Annotated in this window: 12 protein-coding genes and 1 pseudogene; 7 read left to right on the top strand and 6 right to left on the bottom strand. The window is 72.6% G+C overall.

Translation table 11 applies throughout. The features are described from left to right. Positions 1-34: 34 nt before the first annotated feature. From AC3YO9_RS02260 to AC3YO9_RS02250, 3 genes are read right to left on the bottom strand one after another with little or no spacing between them, the layout of a single operon-like run. Entirely contained in the window at positions 35-1426 is a 1392-nt protein-coding gene (locus AC3YO9_RS02260) for a YlbE family protein (RefSeq protein ID WP_489981986.1), read from the bottom strand. Further along, a complete protein-coding gene (locus AC3YO9_RS02255) occupies positions 1426-2892 on the bottom strand; it encodes an AllF/FdrA family protein (protein WP_489981985.1) in 1467 nt (488 codons plus the stop codon). The genes AC3YO9_RS02260 and AC3YO9_RS02255 overlap by 1 nt, the downstream gene beginning before the upstream one ends. Next, positions 2889-3728, bottom strand: coding sequence for an oxamate carbamoyltransferase subunit AllH family protein (locus tag AC3YO9_RS02250; protein WP_489981984.1), 840 nt, complete (start codon positions 3726-3728; stop codon positions 2889-2891). The genes AC3YO9_RS02255 and AC3YO9_RS02250 overlap by 4 nt, the downstream gene beginning before the upstream one ends. A 38-nt stretch (positions 3729-3766) precedes the next feature. Here AC3YO9_RS02250 and AC3YO9_RS02245 point away from each other — a divergent pair, with 38 nt between their 5' ends. From AC3YO9_RS02245 to AC3YO9_RS02215, 7 genes and pseudogenes are all read left to right on the top strand, one after another. Beyond that, the gene (locus AC3YO9_RS02245) at positions 3767-5485 is read left to right on the top strand and encodes a PucR family transcriptional regulator (protein WP_127784132.1); all 1719 of its coding nucleotides are present in this window, start codon (positions 3767-3769) and stop codon (positions 5483-5485) included. 259 nt (positions 5486-5744) lie between these two features. Then, on the top strand, positions 5745-7208 hold the full coding sequence (locus AC3YO9_RS02240) for a uracil-xanthine permease family protein (protein ID WP_489981983.1): 1464 nt from the start codon (positions 5745-5747) through the stop codon (positions 7206-7208). Continuing rightward, positions 7205-8068, top strand: a complete 864-nt coding sequence (locus tag AC3YO9_RS02235) for an FAD binding domain-containing protein (RefSeq protein WP_489981982.1) — start codon at positions 7205-7207, stop codon at positions 8066-8068. Before AC3YO9_RS02240 ends, AC3YO9_RS02235 begins: the two co-directional genes overlap by 4 nt. Continuing rightward, positions 8065-8550: pseudogene (locus AC3YO9_RS02230) on the top strand ((2Fe-2S)-binding protein); the annotation flags it as partial. The gene AC3YO9_RS02235 and the pseudogene AC3YO9_RS02230, both read left to right, overlap by 4 nt. 17 nt (positions 8551-8567) lie before the next feature. Beyond that, positions 8568-10943, top strand: coding sequence for an aerobic carbon-monoxide dehydrogenase large subunit (gene cutA / locus AC3YO9_RS02225; protein WP_489982554.1), 2376 nt, complete (start codon positions 8568-8570; stop codon positions 10941-10943). After that, positions 10940-11611 carry an SRPBCC family protein gene (locus AC3YO9_RS02220; RefSeq protein ID WP_489981981.1) on the top strand — a complete coding sequence of 224 codons (672 nt, stop codon included), beginning with the start codon at positions 10940-10942 and terminating at the stop codon, positions 11609-11611. The genes cutA and AC3YO9_RS02220 overlap by 4 nt, the downstream gene beginning before the upstream one ends. Before the next feature lie 32 nt (positions 11612-11643). Then, complete coding sequence (locus tag AC3YO9_RS02215; protein ID WP_489981980.1) at positions 11644-12495, top strand: SDR family oxidoreductase; 852 nt, start codon at positions 11644-11646, stop codon at positions 12493-12495. A gap of 40 nt (positions 12496-12535) precedes the next feature. Here the strand turns inward: AC3YO9_RS02215 and AC3YO9_RS02210 are convergent, their stop codons facing one another. Genes AC3YO9_RS02210 through AC3YO9_RS02200 form a run of 3 tightly spaced genes read right to left on the bottom strand, consistent with a single transcriptional unit; the run spans position 12536 to position 15017 of the window. Continuing rightward, positions 12536-13000 carry a nucleoside deaminase gene (locus AC3YO9_RS02210; protein WP_489981979.1) on the bottom strand — a complete coding sequence of 155 codons (465 nt, stop codon included), beginning with the start codon at positions 12998-13000 and terminating at the stop codon, positions 12536-12538. Positions 13001-13023: 23 nt separating this feature from the next. After that, positions 13024-13923 carry an ABC transporter permease gene (locus AC3YO9_RS02205; RefSeq protein ID WP_489981978.1) on the bottom strand — a complete coding sequence of 300 codons (900 nt, stop codon included), beginning with the start codon at positions 13921-13923 and terminating at the stop codon, positions 13024-13026. Next, positions 13920-15017 carry an ABC transporter permease gene (locus AC3YO9_RS02200; RefSeq protein ID WP_489981977.1) on the bottom strand — a complete coding sequence of 366 codons (1098 nt, stop codon included), beginning with the start codon at positions 15015-15017 and terminating at the stop codon, positions 13920-13922. Before AC3YO9_RS02200 ends, AC3YO9_RS02205 begins: the two co-directional genes overlap by 4 nt. Between the last annotated feature and the right edge of the window lie 11 nt (positions 15018-15028).

The raw sequence follows: 15028 nt of genomic DNA, 5'->3' as shown, positions 1-15028 counted from the left end.
GGTGGCGGGCGGGCGAGGCGCAGGGCCGCCCGCGTCAGGCGGTGCGGCGGGCGAGCTCGGCCAGCGCGGCGGGGAAGATCTCCGCCGGTGGGGTGACCAGGCCGGCGCCCACCTGGCCGGTGCCGGCGACCTTGCCGGCCATGCCGGTGTTGATCTGCGGCAGGATGCCGGTGCGCACCACCTTGGTGACGTCGATGCCGGCCGGGGTGCCCCGGAAGTCCAGCACCGGCACCGAGTACATGTTGTGCTCGGCCAGGGTGATCTCGTACATCCGACGGGTGTTGGCCAGCGCGTCGGACACCGTGCCGCCGACGAAGCGGACGATGGCCGGTGCCGCCGCCATCGCGAAGCCACCGAGGCCGGCGGTCTCGGTGATGGCGGAGTCACCGATGTCGGGGTTGGCGTCCTCCGGGCCGTAGTCGCCGAGGAAGAGGCCCTCGGGCACCTGCGCGGGGCCGGTGAACCACTGGTCGCCGGAGCCGGAGACCTGGATGCCGAAGTCGGTGCCGTTGCGCGCCATGGCCACCACCATGGTGGAGCCGGGGATGTCCCGGGCGGCGTCCAGCGCCAGCTTGCAGGCGGGCATGGCCAGGTTGAGGAAGAAGTGGTCGTTGCCGGCGACGAAGCGGGCGGCCTCGGCCAGGTCGGCGGAGGGGAAGCCGGACTCGATGATCGCCGGCATCAGCTCCCGCAGCAGCATCAGCGTGCCGGCCCGGTTGCGGTTGTGCGCCTCGTCGCCCATCTGCACCATCTGCGCCAGGATCGAGGTCACGTCGATGGGGCCGTGCGCCCGGATCGCGGTCTGCAGCACCGGCCCGAGCACGGCGGACATCCAGCGCAGCCGGGTGATGACCTCCTCGGAGTAGGCGCCGTAGCGCAGCACCTTGCCCAGCCCCTCGTTCAGCGAGCAGTAGGTGCGGCGCCCGGTGGCGGGGTCCTCGATGACGAAGACCCACATGGACGCCGACACCACGCCGGCCATCGGGCCCACCGCGTCGTGGTGGTGGCAGGGGTCCAGGGTGATCTCGCCGCGCTGGAGCAGCCCGGCCGCGTCCTCGGGGTCGGTGACCAGGTTCTCGAACAGGGCGGCACCCATCAGCGCACCCCGCATCGGACCGGAGGCGCGCTCCCAGTCGATCGGGGGGCCGGCGTGCAGCAGGTCGTGGGGGCCGAGGCCGAGCGCCTCGGCGGCGGGAACCACGTCGACCACCATGGCGCGGACGGCCAGCATGCGCTGCACCGCCAGGGCGTTGGCCTCCACGCGCCGGGTGTCGGCGAGCACGGCGTCCAGGTCGTCGGTGGTCGCGGCCATCGGCGGCGCCCAGTCGACGCGCGTGACGCGCGCGGCCTGGCTCTGGGCGGCATCAGCGAACAGGTCGACCCCGGCGGTGATCAGCTGGGGGTCGCGGCGCAGGAGCTCGGTCATCATCGGCTCGCAATCAGGTCGCACGCGAACCGGGCGGCTTGCGCGTTGGAGGTGAACACGTGCGCCCCGGCATCGTTGAGGGCACGGGCTTGGGCGGTGAGGTTCTGCGGGTCACCCTTGGCGCCGACCAGCGAGAGCACGACGGAGACGTCGCCGCTCTCCCGGGCCGCGGCGATCGCCGGGGCCAGCTCGGCGGCCGGGTCGGGGTGGGCGCCGTGGCCGAGCACCACGTCCATCAGGATGACGGCGGTGTCCGGGTCGAGGGCTTCCTTGGCCAGGCGCTCCAGGCGCAGCGACGGGTCGATCATCGGGTGCGGGCGCCCCGCGGTCAGCTCGTCGTCGCCGAAGTCGATCATCGCGTGCCCGGTGGCCGGGGTGCGGGGATCGAGTCGCCACTCCGGGCGCAGCGGGATGTTCGAGGCGATCTCGCCGAAGCGCTCGCTGGCGATGACCATGGCCTCGTCGCAGAGCGTGCCGCCGGCGAAGAGCCCCCGCAGGGCGCCGGTGCGCGGCTGTGCCTGCGGGCCCGCCCAGTGCTGCCACTCCGGCACCGCGGCGCCGACCGCCCGCAGGGCGTCCTCGGTGGCCGCGGTCAGGTCGGGGCGGCCGGCTCCGAGCAGCGCCAGCTGCACCGGCGTGGAGAGCGTGGCGGCGAAGGCGGCCAGCTCCTCGGCGACCTCGGGGGCGGGCGGCTTGGAGACCAGCACGATGAGCTCGGTGGCGGGGTCCTCGTCCAGGGCCACCAGCGCGGCGCGGGTGGAGCGGCCACCGACTGCGGTGGACAGGTCGCGACCCCCGACCCCGAGCGCGGCGGTCACGCCGGTGCCCGCGGCGTCGAGCAGACACAGGATCTGCTGGGCGCCGGTGCCGGAGGCGGCGACGAGGCCGACCGGTCCGGGCTCCACGGTGTGGGCGAAGCCGAGGCCGATCCCGCCGACCACGGCGGTGCCGCAGTCGGGGCCGAGCACCAGCAGGCCCCGGGCGGCCGCAGCCTCCTTGAGCTGGACCTCCTGCTCCACGCTGACGTTGTCGGAGAAGATCATCACGTCGCAGCCGGCGTCCAGGGCGTCCATCGCCTCCACGAAGGCGTGCTGGCCGGGCAGCGAGATGAGCACCAGCGCCGGGCCGGTGCTGCGCGCGGCGGCGGACACCGTGCGCGGGGGCATCTCGGCGAAGGAGCCACCCGAGGCGGTCGGGCGGGCGGCCAGGGCCTCGGTGACCACCGAGAGCACCTGCGCCAGCGCGGCGTCGTCACGGGCGCGCACGGCGACGAACAGGTCGTTCGGGCCGATGCCGTCGGGCTCCTCGAAGCCCATGCCGCGCAGCAGGTCGAGGTTGAGCTCGGTGGCCATCGCCACCAGCACCCCCTCGGCGCCGTCGGTGTCGCCGGCTTTTCGGCTGACTTGCATCAGCGTGACCGAGTCCGCGTACGCGCCTGGTCGTGCCTCGACGTGGTGCACAGTCACCGGTGGCCTCCATGGGGGATAGACAGAACAGGGTGGTGCCGGCCGGCACGCTCGCCGGCGAGCAGGACGCCCCAGGCCAGGGCCGCACCGGAGGTGTGGCCGACCTGGAGCAGTCGGGTGAGGACAGGGGTCAGCTCGGCAGGGGAGTGGGTGAGCGCGGCGACCAGCTCGACCAGCTCGGCCACGGCCTCGTGCTGCGCGGCGTGCCGCAGCAGCTGGGCCGACAGGGCGCTGGTGGCCTGGCCCGAGCGCGCGGCCACCGAGCGCCGCAGCTCCTCGACCGGCAGGCCGAACGCGCCGGCGCCCACCAGGTACCCGGCGAGCACGTCGTCACCGCTGGGGGTCAGTCCCGGCCCGCGGCCGAGCAGCCCGGCCACGGCCGCGGCGGTGGCGCCCTCGGCGAGCTCCGCCAGCCGGTGGGGCTCCAGGCCGATCTCACGCCCGGCGAGCAGGCCCCGCAGCTCGGTCAGCGCACCCGGCCGGGGTGCACCTGGGCGGACCCGCAGCGGCGACCACTGCCGTGCGGCCACCACCGTCACCGCGCCGTCCGGGCCGAGCCACTCGATGCGGCCCTCGCCCACCACCACGCCCTGGTGCTCGCGCAGCGCGCGGGCCGGAGCGAGGCTGGCCAGCGGAAGCTCGGCCGTGGTGGTGGCCAGCACCAGCCCGCAGGGCAGGCGCACGGCGTCGTGGCTGAGCACCGCGAACACGGTGGAGCCCGGTCCGGTGGTGGCGAAGTACAGCGCAGCGTCCACCGCCCCGAGCCACTGCGCAGGTTGCAGCGGTCCCGCGGTCACCGCACGGATGGCCGTGCTCGAGGCGCCAGGGATATGCATGATGCCTGGACGCTAACCCCCCCGAGTACGGTCACCCCATGGAAGACGTTGCCAACATTGTGGACTCACAGGCACAGGATCTGCCAGCACGTCTCGGGGCTGCCCTGGCGGTCCACGAGCTGATCTCCCTGCCCAGCCTGGCCGGCTCGACGCTGGTCGGCGGGGCCAGCGGGCTGCACCGCAACGTGCGTGGCGTCAACGTCATCGAGGTGCCGGACATCCTGCCGTGGGTGAAGCCGGACGTGCTGCTGCTGACCACCGGGTTCCCCATCCGCTTCGGCGACACCGCGCAGCCGTTCGACCCGCGGGCCCTGGTGGACCTGGTCGAGGGCCTCGTGCGCTGCGGCGCGGCCGCACTCGGGGTCAAGGCGGGCCGCTACCTCGACGAGCTGCCCCGGGCGATGATCGACGCCGCCGAGCGGCTGAGCTTCCCGTTGTTCCTCATCCCCCGTGACGTGGGGTTCGACGAGGTGATGTCGGAGGTGTTCATGCACCTGATCGACCGTCAGTCGATGACGCTGGACGTCGCCGACCGCACGCACCGGGCCCTGACCACGATCGTGCTGGAGGGCGGTGACCTGCCGCAGATCGCCGACGAGGTGTCGGCGCTGTTCGAGGCCGCGGTGCTCATCTGCTCCCCCGACGGCCGGGTGCAGACCACGGCAGGAGGGCTGGCCGACCGGGACGCGCTGGAGGCCCTGCCGCTGTTCGACCCCTCCGGGCGGCTGCGCACCGAGCGGCTGCGCCACGGCCTGCAGGAGAGTCCGGGCGAGCTGCCCGGCCAGATCGCGGTGGCCCCGGTGATCGCCGGGGGCACCGACCACGGCCTGATCGTCGCCTACGCCCCCGCCGGCGGCCTGGGCGCGGTCACGGTGCAGGCGCTGGAGCGGGCCGCGACCGTGGTGGCGCTGGCCGTCACCAAGCGGCTCGCCGTGTCCGCCGTGGAGTCGAAGTTCCGCGGCGACTACCTGCGGGAGGTGCTCGCCGGCACCGCCGGGTCGCCGGAGCAGGTGGCGGAGCACTGCGCGCAGCTGGACTGGGACGTCCGTCGCAGCATGGTGGTGGTGGTGGCCCAGCTCGACCCCGAGGAGGAGACCACGGGGGACGCGCCGTCCTCACCGCCGGCCTCGGCCCGGCAGCCGCAGGAGCGCCTCACCGCCGCGTGGCAGCAGGTGGTGAGGCGCCGGGACCGGGCCGCTCCGGTGGTGGGGTTCAGCCACGAGGTGGTGGCCCTGATCCCGGTCCGGGCGGACAACGCCGTGGACGTCCTCGACGACCTGGTCGCGGCGGTCACCGGCGACCGCGGTGGTGGCCGGCACCTCTTCAGCACCGGGGTCAGCCGGGTGATCAGCTCGGTCGCCGACCTCCCGGACGCCTACGAGCAGGCCCGCAAGGCCGTGCTGGTGGGCCGCCGGATGCGGGGCAACGGGGCGCTGGCGCACTTCGACAACCTGGGGGTGCACCGGCTGCTCTCCCTGGTCAGCGACAGTGCCGAGCTGCACACCTTCGCCAGCGAGGTGCTCGGCTCCCTCGCCGCGGACACCGACGAGGCCAGGGACCTGCGCCAGACCCTGCAGGCGCTGCTGGACACCAACTGCAACGTCGCCGAGACGGCACGGGTCCTGCACTTCCACTACAACACGCTGCGGTACCGCATCGGCAAGCTCGAGGGCATCGTCGGCCGGTTCACCGCCGACGCGAACCTGCGCCTGGACCTTGCGCTGGCGCTGCGCGTGGTGGAGATGCGCGGCCTGTAGCCGGCCGACCAGCGGAGACCCGCTCAGTGGTCACTCTGTGTGACATCTTCGTCATCAACGAGCAACATGCGTGGCCCCCTGCGGAAACAACCAGCGGCGATTCTGGCTCTCCTCGCAACTACCGACGGTGTCCGCGGGCTTCGTCAAGATCTGCCCATGATCGAGGCTGTCGGCCGCCATAACGTCCTGAGTGAGCGCGATCACAGGCGGCGGTTGACGTTGCGATGTGGGTAGATCGGCAACCGAAAGGACGGCTCAGATGTCCGCAGTGGGATGGAAGCTGGTTTACGGGGGCAAGACCCCACCGCCAGGCGAGGTGGTTCGTCCCGACGAGCGGCTGTCGTGGCCCCGCACCGTGGGGCTGGGCACCCAGCACGTGGTGGCCATGTTCGGCGCCACCTTCGTGTTCCCGGTGGTCATGGGCCTGAACCCGAACCTCGCGATCCTGATGTCCGGGGTCGCGACGATCCTGTTCCTGCTCATCGTGAAGGGCAAGATCCCCTCCTACCTGGGCACCTCGGCGTCCTTCGTGGCTGCGGTCGCGGCGATCCGCGCCCAGGGCGGGAACTCCCGGGAGGTCACCGGGTCCATCCTGGTCGCCGGCCTGCTGATCGTGGTGATCGGCGTGATCGTGCACTTCGCCGGCGGGGGCGTGGTGCAGAAGGTGCTGCCACCGGCGGTCAGCGGGGCCGTCGTCATGCTCATCGGCTTCAACCTCGCACCCGTGGTCGCCAGCGTGTACTGGCCGCAGGACCAGTGGATCGGCTTCATCGTCATGGTCTTCCTGGTGATCGCGACCGTGATCTTCCGCGGCTTCTGGTCCCGGATCGCCATCTTCCTGGGCCTCGTCCTGGGCTACGCCCTCTCCTGGGTGTTCGACCGCGTCTTCGGGGTGATCCACTCGATCACCCCGACCAGCGACACCCCGGTGGACCACTACCGCATCGACTGGTCGAGCGTGCGCAGCGCCGACTGGATCGGCTTCCCGCAGAAGTCGCTGTTCGCCGCCGACGGGTCGGAGACGGTCGCCGGCTGGCACGCGCCGAGCTTCAACATGACCTTCATCCTGCTGGTGCTGCCGGCCGTCATCGCGCTGGTCGCGGAGAACGCCGGCCACGTGAAGGCGGTCAGCGAGATGACCGGCGAGAACCTCGACCGCTACCTCGGCCGCGCCTTCATCGGTGACGGCGTCGGCACCGCGCTGGCCAGCGCCGTCGGCGGGTCGCCGACCACCACCTACGCCGAGAACATCGGCGTGATGGCGGCGACCAGGGTGTACTCCACCGCGGCCTACTGGGTGGCGGCCGCCGTCGCCGTGCTGCTCGGCTTCTGCCCCAAGTTCGGGGCCGTGGTCAGCGCCACGCCCGGTGGCGTGCTCGGCGGGATCACGGTGGTGCTCTACGGGATGATCGGCCTGCTCGGCGCCAAGATCTGGGTGGAGAACCGCGTCGACTTCGCGAACCCGGTGAACCTCATCCCGCTCGCGGCGGGCCTCGTCGCCGGCATCGGCGGAGTGGCGCTGGACTTCACCGACAGCTTCTCGATCAGCGGCATCGCCCTGGGCTCCATCATCGTGCTGGTCTTCTACCACTGCGTCCGCCCGTTCGCGCCGGCCCACCTGCGGGAAGGGCTGCAGGAGCCGAACCGCATCCCCGAAGGCCGTGCCGCCGACGCCGTAGTCGTGCCCGGCACCGCCGAAACCCAAGGAGACGATCGTCGTTGAAACCGTCCACATTCGGGTACTCCCGGCCGGAGTCTCTCGAGGAGGCACTGACCACCCTCGACTCGCTGGGCACTGACGGAAAGGTGCTCGCCGGCGGCCAGTCGCTGCTGCCGATCATGTCGATGCGCCTGGCTGCCCCGCAGCACCTCGTGGACATCAACCGCCTGGCCGAGCTGGCGTACGTGCGGGTGGCGGACGGGCAGGTGCGGGTGGGGGCCCTCGCCCGGCACGCCGCGGTGCTGCGGGACCCCGACGCCGCCGCGGCTCAGCCGTTGCTCGGCCAGGGGCTGCAGATGGTCGCCCACGCCACCATCCGCAACCGGGGCACGACGGTGGGCAGCATCGTGCACGCCGACCCCTCCGGGGAGATGACCGCAGTGCTGGCCCTGCTCGGGGGCACGGTGCGGGTGGCCACCGCCGCCGGTGAGCGGGAGGTGGCCGCCGAGGACTTCTTCCTGGGCCCGATGGAGTCGGCGGTGGCCCCCGGTGAGCTCGCGGTGGAGGCCAGCTTCCCGGTGCTCGACCCGGCGGCCGGCACCGCGTTCGTCGAGGTGGCCCGACGCCACGGCGACTACGCCGTCTGCGGCGTCGCCGCCCACGTCCAGCTGGGGCCGGACGGCGCCATCAGCTCCGCCCGCGCGGCGTACCTGTCGGTGTCGGCCACCCCGGTGGTCCTCGACCTCAGCGAGGCCTGTGGCGCCGACGGCAGCGGCGACGTGGCCGGCTTCGTCGGCGACAACCTCGACCCCGACCCGGACATCCACGCGACAGCGGACTACCGGCGACAGCTCGCCGTCGTGCTCACCAGGCGCGCACTCGCCCAGGCGCACACGGCGGCACGTGAAAGGAACGCGGCATGACTGAAGAGCTCCACGACGTACGAATCACGGTCAACGGGACCACCCACGAGGTGCGAGTCCCGGCGCGCCGGCTGCTGTCGGACTGCCTCCGCCAGGACCTGGGGCTGACCGGCACCCACGTGGGCTGCGAGCACGGCGTGTGCGGTGCGTGCACCGTGCTGTTCGACGGTGCCCCCACCCGGGCCTGCCTGATGTTCGCCGTCTCCGCCGACGGTGGCGAGGTGACCACCGTCGAGGGGCTCACCGAGCCCGACGGCACCCTCTCCCCGGTGCAGCAGGCCTTCTCCGACTGCCACGGCCTGCAGTGCGGCTTCTGCACCCCCGGCTTCCTCACCACCATCACCGCCGGCCTGCGGGAGAACCCCGACCCCGACGACGAGCAGGCGCGCGAGCTCATCGGCGGCAACCTGTGCCGCTGCACCGGCTACCAGAACATCGTGGCCGCGGTGCACTGCGCCGCGAAGCTGCAGCGAGAGCGGGCGACCTCGTGACCACCAAGATGTTCGGCGAGCCCATCGCCCGGGTGGAGGACGACCGCCTGGTCCGCGGCGACGGCGCCTACCTCGACGACCTCGGCAACGACGCCCTCGCCGTGGCCTTCGTGCGCAGCCCGCACGCGCACGCGGAGGTCCTCGACGTGGACGTCTCCGGTGCGCTGGAGATCGACGGGCTGGTGGCCGTCTACACCTACGAGGACCTGCCCGACCGCGTCGCCGAGCCGATGCCGCTGCTCATCCCGCACCCCTCGCTGACCCACGGGCGCACCCAGTACGCCCTGGCGCGCGACGAGGTCAACCACGTGGGCGAGCCGGTGGTGATGGTGGTGGCCACCGACCGCTACGTCGCCGAGGACGCCGTCGAGCGCATCGTCGTCAGCTACCGGCCGCTCAAGCCCGTGGTGGGGATCGAGGCGGCCCGCGAGGCCACTCACCTGGTGCACGAGGACGTGCCGGGCAACGTCGCCGCCAGCTGCGTGCAGAACGTGGGCGACGTGGACACCGCGATCGCCGGGGCGGCGCACACCCTGGAGCTGGACCTGTCCATCGAGCGCTCCGCCGCCACCCCGATGGAGGGCCGCGGCGTGCTCGCCCGCTGGGACACCCAGGCCGGGCGCCTGCGGATGTGGACCTCCACGCAGACCTCCACCGGGGTGCGCGCGGCGGTGGCCGCCAAGCTCCGCCTCGCGCTGGCCGACGTGGACGTGATCACCCCGGACACCGGCGGCGGCTTCGGCGTCAAGATCATGCACCCGTGGCCGGAGGAGGTGCTGGTGCCGTGGGCGGCCAAGGTGCTGGGGCAGCCGGTGAAGTTCACCGAGGACCGGCGCGAGCACTTCGTGGCCAGCGCCCACGAGCGGGCGCAGCTGCACCACGTGCGGGTCGGCTTCGACCACGACGGTCGCATCCTCGGGCTGGACGTCCGGTTCTGGCACGACCACGGCGCGTACATCCCCTACGGCGTGATCGTCCCGCACAACACCTCCACCCAGCTGCTCGGCCCGTACAAGCCCGGCGCGTACCGGGTGTCGTTCGACTCCCTCTACACCAACACCCTCATCGTGATCCCCTACCGCGGCGCAGGCCGGCCGCAGGGGGTGTTCGTCATGGAGCGCACGATGGACGCCATCGCCGCCGAGCTCGGCCTGGACCGCACCGTGGTGCGCGAGCGCAACTTCATCCAGCCGGAGGAGATGCCCTACGACCACCAGATGACCTTCCAGGACGGTCGGCCGCTGATCTACGACTCGGGCGACTACCCCACCCTGCTGGCCAAGGCCAAGGAGATGGTGGGCTGGGACGACTTCACCGCCTACCGTGACGCCGCCCGCGCCGAGGGGCGCACCGTGGGGATCGGCATCGGGTGCTACGTGGAGGGCACCGGTGCGGGGCCGTACGAGGGCGGGCACGTGGTCATCGAGCCCTCCGGCAAGGTGAAGGTGGCCACCGGGCTGACCTCCCAGGGCCAGGGGCACCAGACGGCGTTCGCCCAGATCGTCGCCGACGAGCTGGGCGTGGCGGTCTCCGACGTCGAGGTGGTCACCGGCGACACCCGCCGCATGGGCTATGCGGTCGGCACCTTCGCCTCCCGCGCGGCGGTGATGAGCGGCTCGGCCATCGCGCTGGCCACCCGGGTGGTGCGGGACAAGGCGCTCACGCTCGCCGCCGAGGCGCTGGAGGTGGACGCGTCGGACCTGGAGATCGTGGACGGGACGGTTCGGGTGGTCGGAGCTCCGGGCACCGGTGTCTCGCTCGCCACCATCGCCGTGCTGTCCAACCCGTTGCGCTACGCCTTCGACGAGTCCTCGGCGCTGGCCACCCAGTTCGCGGTCGGCGACACCAGCAAGCCGCCGGTGGCCGACGGGGAGGAGCCGGGCCTGGAGGGCCGGTCGTTCTTCTCGCCGATGCAGTCCACCTTCGCCGCCGGCATCCACGCGGTGGTGGTGGAGACCGACCCGGACACCGCCGAGATCACCATCCTGCGGTACTGCGTGGTGCACGACTGCGGCAACCTGATCAACCCCCGGATCGTCGAGGGCCAGATCCACGGCGGGGTGGCCCAGGGAGTGGGCGGGGCGCTGTTCGAGCGGATGGCCTACGACGACTCCGGCCAGCTGCAGAACGCGTCCTTCATGGACTTCCTGATGCCCTACGTCACCGAGGTCCCCAAGAAGATCGAGATCGACCACCTGGTGACTCCGTCACCGCTGAACCCGCTGGGCATCAAGGGCGCCGGAGAGGCTGGGGTCATCCCCACCTCTGCCGCGATCGCCTCGGCCATCGAGGACGCCGAGGGCTTCCCGATCACCGCGATGCCCATCTCGCCGAGCGAGCTCTTCGAGCTTCGCCGCACCCACTCAGAGGAGAGCACACGATGAAGGTCAGTGGAAAAGCCCAGCTGCACGCCCCGGTCGACAAGGTCTGGGACGCGCTGAACGACCCGGCCGTCCTGGTGCGCACCATTCCCGGCTGTGAGCGCCTGGAGGCCACCGGCAAGGACGAGTACGCGATGGTGGTCACCGCCGGGGTCGCCTCGATCAAGGGCACCTACACCGGCGAGGTGACGCTGTGCGAGCAGGAGGAGCCGAGCTCGTTCCTGATGAAGGCGTCCGGGGCCGGCGGTCCCGGCACGGTCAGCGCCGAGGTGCGGGTGAAGCTGGCCGACGGCGGCGACGGCACCACTCAGCTGACCTACGACGCCGACGCCGTCATCGGCGGTGCGGTGGCGGGCGTGGGCCAGCGCATGCTCATCGGTGTCACCAAGAAGATGGCCGGTGAGTTCTTCAAGGCCGTGGACGACGTGATCACCGGCAAGAGTGCCGCTCCGGTCGCTGCCCCGGTGGCCGCGCCGGCGGGTGCCGCCGCGACCACGGATGCCGGTGCCCCGGTGACCCAGCCCGGGGTGTTCACCGCACCCCCCAGCCCCAGCACGGCCGGTGGCCTGCCCGGGCTGGCCGGTGACGGCCTGCTGCCCGGCGCGGTCCTCGGCGCGGTGCTCACCCTGGTGGGAGTGCTGGTCGGCGGTCTGCTCGGCCGACGGCGCTGACCCGCTCGGCGGCCGCCCCGTCCACCGTGGTGGTGAGCGGGGCGGCCGGCAAGACCGGCCTGGCGGTGACCCGAGCCTGCACGGCCCGCGGGCTCGCCGTCACCGCGCTGGTGCGGCGGGCGGAGCAACGACCGGCAGCGCTGGCCGCCGGGGCAGCTCGAGCGGTGGTGGTGGACCTTGGCGACCCGGCGCGCGTGCGGGCGGCGCTGGACGGCCACCACGCGATGTACCACGTCGCCCCCAACATGCACCCGGACGAGGTGGGGCTGACCCGCATCGCGGTGACGGCGGCGCAGCAGTGCGGTGCCCGCCGGTTCGTGCTGCACAGCGTGCTCGCGCCCTACCTGCCGGACATGCCGCACCACCTGCGCAAGGCCGACAGCGAGCGGGTGCTGCGCGGCAGCGGGCTGGACTGGACGATCCTGCAGCCGGCCAGCTACGCGCAGAACGTGGCGGTGGAGCTGGTGCGCCGCACCGGGGTGCTCACCGTGCCCTACCGCACCACGGCGCCGTTCACCCCGGTGGACCTGGCCGACGTGGCCGAGGCCGCCGCAGTGGTGCTCACCGAGGCGGGCCACACCCACGCCAGCTACGAGCTGTGCGGTCCGGCCGTGCTGGACACCGTGGCGATGGCCGCGTGCCTGAGCGCGGTGCTCGGCCGGGACGTGCAGGCCCGTGCACAGTCCGCCGAGGACTGGTCGGCCACCGTGCCCGAGCTCGATGCCAGGACCCGCCAGGACCTGCTGGCGATGTTCGACTACTACGACCGGCACGGCCTGGTGGGCAACCCGCGGGTGCTGGCCGGGCTGCTGGGGCGGGCACCCACGACGTTCGGCGAGGCTCTCGCGGCCAGCCCAACCAGCACCGCTCTGGCCCGCGGCTAGCTCGTGCCCGGCCGGCCCCGCCGGGCCGGCCGGCTGGCCGTCAGCCCTGCTCGCCGATGTCCTCGTGCCACAGCTGCGGCTGGTCGGCGATGAAGGCCGCCATCATCTCGGTGCACTCGGCGTCGTCGAGCACCACCACCTGCACCCCGCGCGAGCGCAGCAGGTCCTCGCCCCCGGTGAAGTTGCTGTTCTCCCCGATGACCACCCGCGGGATGCCGTAGAGCAGGATCGCGCCGGTGCACATGTCGCACGGGGACAGCGTGGTGACCATGGTGGCGCCGGCGTAGACCGATGCCGGCAGCCGTCCGATGTTCTCCAGGCAGTCGGTCTCGCCGTGCCGGATGGCGCTGTTGTCCTGCACCCGCCGGTTGTGGCCGACCCCGAGGATCTCGCCGTCGTGGGCGAGGGCGGCGCCGATCGGGATGCCACCCTCGGCCAGGCTCGTGCGGGCCGCCGCCAGGGCGTGGGCGAGCAGGGCCTCGTCGGTCAGGGTCGGGTCAGTCATGGTGCTTCCGTTCGCAAAGGGAGTCAGGCACGGCGGTAGGCCTTGAGGTAGGAGGCGGGGTAGCGGACCTTGCGACCCCAGACGAAGAGGGCGGCGATCACGGCCAGGTAGGGCAGCGCCAGCATCAGCTCGCGGGGGATCTGGCTGAACGTGGCGGTGATGGCCAGCTGCAGCTGCAGCGCGTCGGTCACCGCGAAGATGAGTGCACCTCCCAGGGCCGGCCACACCCGCCACTTGGCGAAGATCACCAGCGCGATGCACACCCAGCCCCGGCCGTTGATGATGTCCAGGGTGAAGCTGCCGAGCACGGCCAGGGTGAGGAAGGCGCCGCCGATGGCCATGAAGGCGCTGCCGACCACCAGCGCCGCGTAGCGCGTGCGCGTCACCGAGATTCCGGCCACCTCGGCGGCCTCGAAGTTCTCACCCACCGCGCGCAGGCGGTAGCCCACGCCGGTCGAGCGCAGCACCCACCAGGCCCCCGGGGCCAGCACCAGGAACGCCAGGTAGGTGAGCCAGTGCTGGTTGAGCACCTGCACGTCGGCCAGCAGCACCTCGAACTTGCGCTCCATGGTGGGGCGGTCGCCGGCGTAGAGCAGCCGGAAGGTGAACTCGCAGGCCGCCACCAGCAGCAGCGTCAGGCCGATGCCGGAGACGTGCTGGTTGAGCCCCAGGGTGACGGTGAGCAGACCCATCAGCACCCCGGCGAGCATCCCGGCCACGATGGCCACGAGCAGCCCGAGCCACGGTGAGCCGGTGCGCACGGCCGTCAGGAAGCCGGCGAAGGCGCCCAGGTACATGGTGCCCTCGATGCCCAGGTTCAGGATGCCGGTGCGCTCCACCACCAGCTCGCCCACGCCCGCCCAGACCAGCGGGGTGGCGATGGTGAGCATCGCGCCGATGAGGGCGAGGACGTTGATGCTCATGCGGGTACCTCCTCGGGCGCGCTCGACCGCGATCGCCGGCGGGTGTGGGTGCGCAGCTGGACGCGGTAGCGGCGCCACATCATCGCCGAGAGCACGACCAGCAGCAGCAGGGCGCTGAACACGCGGCCGAGCTGGGCGGGCACCTGCAGCACCAGCGAGACGTTCTCCGCGCCCACGGTGATGTCGGCGAGCAGGCCGGCGACGAGCAGCACGCCCACCGCGCTCAGCCCGGCGAGGGTGGCGATGATGACGCCGGTGTAGCCGTAGCTGTTGCTGATGCCCGCCGTCAGCTGGTGCTGCACGCCCATCACCTGGGAGGCGCCGCCCAGGCCGGCGACACCGCCGGAGACCAGGGCGCACCGCCACTGCAGGCGGCCCACGGCGATGCCGCTGAACGCGGCGGCCTGCGGGGCCTGGCCGGCGGCCCTGATGCGCACCCCGGTCGCCGTCCGCGACATCACCAGCCAGGTGAGGACGACGGCCACGAGGGCCACGGCGAATCCCCAGTGCACCCGGGTGCCGGGCAGCAGCGCCGGCAGGTCGTAGCCGTGGCCGATCCGGTCGGAGTCGGTGAAGCCGCTGCTGGAGTTGCGCCAGGGCCCGACCAGCAGGCCCTGCACCACGAGCAGGGCCACCGGGTTGAGCAGCAGCGTGGTGACCACCTCGTCGATGTTGGCGCGCCGCTTGAGCCACGCGGGCAGGGTCGCCCACAGCACGCCGCCCAGGGCTCCGGCGAGGAAGCCGAGCGGAAGGGCCAGCGGCGCAGGCAGGTCGGGCAGGCCCAGGCCGATGGCCGTGGTGCCGATGGCGCCGGCCAGGAACTGCCCCTCCGCGCCGATGTTCCAGTAGCCGGCACGGAAGGCGATGGCCACCGCCAGCCCGGTGAACAGCAGCGGGGTGGCCGTGAGCAGCACCTCGTAGAGGTTCGCCGTGGAGCTCAGCGGGGTGAACAGGTACCGCTCGAACGCCGCCGGCGGGTTGGCGCCGGCGAGGCGGATGGGGATGGCGGTGAGGGCGACGGTGACGAGGATGGCCATAGCCACCGCGGCAGGGGCCACCCAGCGCGGCTCGTGGCCACGTAGGACCATTCTCATGACGTCGTTCC

This window comes from Rhodococcus sp. Z6_132, from assembly GCF_058133635.1.
The sequence above is the reverse complement of the archived record's forward strand: the minus strand, read 5'-3'. Positions and strand labels throughout refer to the sequence as shown.

Coding starts and splice junctions, on each gene's coding strand:
- AC3YO9_RS02250 (WP_489981984.1), bottom strand. CDS start 3,728: ATGCATATCCCTGGCGCCTCGAGCACGGCCATCCGTGCGGTGACCGCG.
- cutA (WP_489982554.1), top strand. CDS start 8,568: ATGTTCGGCGAGCCCATCGCCCGGGTGGAGGACGACCGCCTGGTCCGC.
- AC3YO9_RS02200 (WP_489981977.1), bottom strand. CDS start 15,017: ATGAGAATGGTCCTACGTGGCCACGAGCCGCGCTGGGTGGCCCCTGCC.
- AC3YO9_RS02240 (WP_489981983.1), top strand. CDS start 5,745: ATGTCCGCAGTGGGATGGAAGCTGGTTTACGGGGGCAAGACCCCACCG.
- AC3YO9_RS02205 (WP_489981978.1), bottom strand. CDS start 13,923: ATGAGCATCAACGTCCTCGCCCTCATCGGCGCGATGCTCACCATCGCC.
- AC3YO9_RS02245 (WP_127784132.1), top strand. CDS start 3,767: ATGGAAGACGTTGCCAACATTGTGGACTCACAGGCACAGGATCTGCCA.
- AC3YO9_RS02210 (WP_489981979.1), bottom strand. CDS start 13,000: ATGACTGACCCGACCCTGACCGACGAGGCCCTGCTCGCCCACGCCCTG.
- AC3YO9_RS02260 (WP_489981986.1), bottom strand. CDS start 1,426: ATGACCGAGCTCCTGCGCCGCGACCCCCAGCTGATCACCGCCGGGGTC.
- AC3YO9_RS02220 (WP_489981981.1), top strand. CDS start 10,940: ATGAAGGTCAGTGGAAAAGCCCAGCTGCACGCCCCGGTCGACAAGGTC.